Origin of the sequence: Nocardioides sp., from assembly GCF_031422975.1 — a bacterium.
Lineage (GTDB): Bacteria > Actinomycetota > Actinomycetes > Propionibacteriales > Nocardioidaceae > Nocardioides.
On the sequence record NZ_JANPEO010000048.1, the window covers coordinates 1 to 4,599 of the forward strand.

Consider the following 4,599-nt stretch of genomic DNA (forward strand, 5'->3'; position numbering starts at 1 on the left):
CGATCTCGCGCGCGACGTCGGCCGGGCCGAACTGCTGGGCGTCCGCCACCACGTGGGTCGCGGCGTGACAGCCGACGGCCAGCGCCGCGCGCAGCTGTTCGACCGCGTCGGCGTCGCCGAGGGTCAGCACGGTGGCCTCGCCCCCGGTCGCCGCCGCGGCCTGCACCGCCAGCTCGACCGCGCACTCCTCGTGCGGGCTGGTCGTGAATCCGGAGAAGCGGCCGTCGACCGACTGGCCGTCCTCGGTCAGCACGACCTCGCTGGTGGAGTCGGGCACGCGCTTGACGCAGACGAGGACGTTTGCACTCATCGTGGGGTGAGTCATCGAATGCGCTCGTTGCCGGGGTCGAACAGCGGGGTGGCGTCGATCGAGCCGACGGTCACCGGATACAGCTCCTCCATGTAGGACACCGCGAGGTGGTGGCCGATGACGGCCTGCTCGGGCGGGAGGTAGGCGAGCAGCACGTGCTTGCCCAGTGACGGCGCGGAGCCGGCCGAGGTGACATAGGGGTGGTGTCCGTGGCCGTCAGTGAGGAGCTCACCGTCGCTGGTCATGATCGGCTCGCCGCCGAGCATGTAGCGCTTGGTGCCGCCGGCCGAGGTGTGGTCGTCGACGGTCAGCGTGCAGAGCACGGTGGCGGGTGCCTGCTCTCGCTGGGCGAGGTAGGCCTGTTTGCCGACGAAGTCGGCCTGCTTGACCTTGGGCCGCTGCATGCCCGCCTCGACGATCGACCGCTCCGCGTCGAGCTCGGCGCCGTAGGCGCGATAGCCCTTCTCGACGCGGCCGGTGGTGCCGTAGACCCCGATGCCGGCGGGTACGGCGCCGTACGGGGCACCGGCCCCGAGGAGCGCCTCCCACAGGTCGGCGGCGTCGTCCATCGCCACGTAGAGCTCCCAGCCGAGCTCGCCGACGTAGGAGATCCGGGAGGCGAGGACGGTGCTGCCCTTGCCAGAGTCGATGGACACAGTGATCTCGCGGCACGACAGGAAGCCGAAGCCGGCGTCGGAGACGTCGTCGGCGGTGAGGGACGCGAGGATGTCGCGGGCCTTCGGGCCCCAGATGCCGATCGTGGAGACGTCGTTGGTGACGTCGGTCAGGGTGGTCGCCCCATCGTCCGGCAGCTGGTCGGTGAAGGTCTTGCGATCGGCCATCCCGTGCGCTCCGCCGGTGACGACGCGGAAGTGGGCGTCGCCGAGCCGCATCACCGTGAGGTCGGACAGGAACCCGCCCTTCGCGTCGAGCACGGGGGTGTAGACGACCTTGCCGACGGCAACGTCGCACTGGGCCACGCAGGTGCGCTGCACGGTCTCGAGCGCGCCCGGTCCGATGATGTCGAGGATCTGGAAGGCGCTCAGGTCGATCACGGCCGCGGCCTCGCGCATGCGCAGATGCTCGGCGTTGATGATCGGGCTCCACCAGCGCGCGTCCCACTCGTGCTCGCGCGGCATCACGGCGTCGCCGTACGCCTCGAGCAGACCGGCGTTGGACTCGTACCAGAACGGCCGCTCCCAGCCGGCCGTCTCGAAGAACACCGCACCGAGCTTCTGCTGCGACGCGTGCATCGGCGAGAGGCGCTGGTCGCGGTCGGAGTCGTACTGCTCGGCCGGGTGGATGATGCCGTAGGTCTTGATGAACGACTCGGTGGTGCGCAGCCGGGTGTGCTCGCGGCGCTTCTGATGGTCGTGGAACCGGGCGATGTCGCTGTGGTGGATGTCGATCTCGGAGTGGCCGTGGGTCATCCACTCGGCGACCGCGCGACCGACGCCCGGGCCCTCCTTGATCCACACCGCGGACGCGGTCCAGAGGCCCTTGACCATGCTCTCGCCGAGGATCGGGTTGCCGTCGCAGGTCAGCGACAGCAGGCCGTTGATGGCGTAGCGCATCTCCGCACCCTCGGCGCCGAGCAGCTCCGGCATCAGCTCGTAGGCCTGCTCGAGCTGCGGGTCGAAGTCGTCCTCGGTGAACGGCATCTCGGTCGGCGAGAGCTTGGCCTGCTCGATCGAGGGGATGTCCTCGGGCTCGTGCAGGATCGCACGGTGGGCGTAGGAGCCGACCTCCATGTCGGCACCGTGCTGGCGCTCGTAGCAGAACGTGTCCATGTCGCGGACGATCGGGAAGGAGATCTCCCCCTCGGTCCCGACCAGCTGCGGGCAGGGCCCGACGCTGATCATCTGGTGCACGGCCGGGGTCAGCGGGATGCTGATGCCGGCCATGTCGCCGAGCTTCGGACTCCACACTCCGGCGGCGATGACGACCGTGCCGGCCACGATGTCGCCGCCCGTGGTGCGCACCGTCGTGATGCGGCGCTGACCGTGTGGGCCGTCCTCGGTGTCGAGGCCGATGACCTCGACGCCTGCGGCGACAGTCAGCTCGCCGGTCGCCAGGGCCCGCTCGCGCATGATGGTGCCCGCGCGCAGCGAATCGACGACGCCGACGCCGGGGGTCCAGAAGGCACCGATGAACTGGTCGGTCTCGATGAAGGGCACCTTCTCCTTCACGAACTCCGGGGTGACCAGCTCGGACTCGATGCCCCACGCCTTGGCGCTCGACATCCGCCGGCGCAGCTCCTCCATGCGCTCCTCGGTGCGGGCGATCTCGAAGCCGCCCGACTGCGTGAAGACGCCCATCTCCTGGTACTGCCGGACCGAGTCGAGGGTCAGGTCGGTGATCTCGCGGGAATGGTCCACGGTGAAGATGAAGTTGGACGCGTGTCCGGTCGAGCCGCCCGGGTTGGGCAGGGCTCCCTTGTCGATCTGCACGACGTTGCGCCACCCGAGCCGGGTCAGGTGGTGCACGAGGCTGTTGCCGACGATGCCGGCGCCGATGACGACGACGTCGGCGGTGGCGGGGACCTGGGCCATGTCTATCTCCTGTTGCGTCATGCGCAACGAATTGCGCCATATGGAACAACCTAAAGGTACGCCGCCGCTCCCTGCTGGTGTCAAGAGTGACCGTGGCCCGGCCGGAGATTCCCGGCCGGGCCACGCCGAGTCGCGCTCAGGACATCCAGGCGGCGACCTTGTCGGGGTTCTCCTCGATCCACTGCGCCGCGGCGTCCTCCGGGGACATGCCGTCGTCCGCGATGTAGGCGGCGACGACGTTCTGGTCCTCGTTGGTCCAGGTGAAGTTCTGCACCAGGCCGACGGCGGTGGAGTCGCCTTGCGACCACTCGGTGCCGACAACCTTCTTCAGCACGGTCTCGGGGTAGTCGCAGGCGACCGTCTGCGGGTCGTCCTGGCAGCCGTCCTCGTAGGCCGGCAGCGCGACCCTCGTCATCGCCACCTCGGCGTTGAAGTACTGCGGCTCGTACCAGTAGCCGATGACCCACTCCTTGTTCTTCTCCGCCGTGCGGAACGCCTCGATCGAGGCGGCCTCGCTGCCGGAGAAGACCACCTTGAAGTCAAGATCGAGGTTGCTCACGATCGCCTCGTCGAACTGGACGTAGGACGGGTCGGCCCCGAGGAACTGGCCCTGGCCCCCGGACTCGGAGGTGGCGAACTCGGAGGCGTACTTGTTCAGGTTCTCGTAGTCGAGGATGTCCGGGTGCTCCTCGGCGAGCCACGGCGGGACGAACCAGCCGATGATGCCGATGTTGCCCTGCGGACCGAAGTCGCTGGCGGTACCGTCGCCAGAGTCGGCGAAGAACTTCTTCTCGAGGTCGGGGTGGCCCCAGTCCTCGATCACGACGTCGACCTCGCCGGTGCCGAAGCCCTGCCAGGACACGTCCTCCTTCAGATCCTTGTAGTTGACGGTGCACCCCAGCTTGTCCTGGGCGACGGTGCCGACGACGTAGGCGCTGGCCTGGTAGCCGACCCACGGGTTGACGGCCATGTTGAGCTCGCCGCACTCACCGCCCGCGCCGGCCGCCTGCGACTCGTTGGCCTCGGTCGCCTTGTCGACGGAACCTCCGCCACAGGCAGTCAGCGCCAACGTGGCGACCGCCGCGAGTGCGCCTGATCGGGCCCACCGGCTTCTGGCAATCCTCATGATGCTTCTCCTCATCTCATGGGTTGTGCGACAAAACTCGTTGTCACTACTTGGGCGGCCCGATGGGCAGCCGCGTGTTGAAGGCTCGGCGCGTCCCCGGGCCGTCGTCTCGGCGTGCATCGGCAGCGGCGCGGGTGATCCGGTCGAGCATCACGCCGAGCAGCACGATGGTCAGTCCCCCGGCCGCGCCCTTGCCCCACTCCTCGCTGCGCGAGATCCCGAGCACGACGTCGTAGCCGAGCGCGCCGGCGCCGACCAGGCCACCGATCACGACCATGGCCAGCACGTAGAGCAGGCCCTGGTTGGTGGCCAGCACGAGCGACCCCCTGGCCATCGGCAGCTGCACCTTGGTGATCTCCTGCCAGGTTGTCTGGCCGGTCGAGCGGCCGGCCTCGAGGGTCGTCGGGGAGACGCCCTTCACGCCGTCCGCGACCAGCTTGATGGCCGCCGGGGCGGCGTACACGATGCCGGCCACGATGGCGGTGAACCGGGACGGACCGAACAGCGCGAGCACCGGGATCAGGTAGACGAACGGCGGGATCGTCTGGCCGGCGTCGAGAAGCGGCCGGATGGCGAAGTCGACCCGGAGGTCGCGCGCCATCCAGACGCCG

3 protein-coding genes and 1 pseudogene are annotated in these 4,599 nt (G+C 69.1%); all 4 read right to left on the bottom strand.

Going from position 1 to position 4,599, the window contains the following annotated elements; translation table 11 throughout:
• Positions 1 to 325: pseudogene (locus tag RMO85_RS01725) on the bottom strand (hypothetical protein); the annotation flags it as partial.
• Entirely contained in the window at positions 322 to 2,862 is a 2,541-nt protein-coding gene (locus tag RMO85_RS01730; RefSeq protein WP_310526083.1) for an FAD-dependent oxidoreductase, read from the bottom strand. The pseudogene RMO85_RS01725 and the gene RMO85_RS01730, both read right to left, overlap by 4 nt.
• A 136-nt stretch (positions 2,863 to 2,998) precedes the next feature.
• On the bottom strand, positions 2,999 to 3,988 hold the full coding sequence (locus RMO85_RS01735; protein ID WP_310526084.1) for an ABC transporter substrate-binding protein: 990 nt from the start codon (positions 3,986 to 3,988) through the stop codon (positions 2,999 to 3,001).
• Positions 3,989 to 4,034: 46 nt separating this feature from the next.
• The coding region (locus RMO85_RS01740; protein ID WP_310526085.1) for an ABC transporter permease subunit at positions 4,035 to 4,599 on the bottom strand (565 nt) is incomplete at its 5' end.

What these genes read in the sequence shown, in the direction of transcription:
- RMO85_RS01735 (WP_310526084.1), bottom strand. Translation starts at nt 3,988, where the DNA reads ATGAGGATTGCCAGAAGCCGGTGGGCCCGATCAGGCGCACTCGCGGCG.
- RMO85_RS01730 (WP_310526083.1), bottom strand. Translation starts at nt 2,862, where the DNA reads ATGGCCCAGGTCCCCGCCACCGCCGACGTCGTCGTCATCGGCGCCGGC.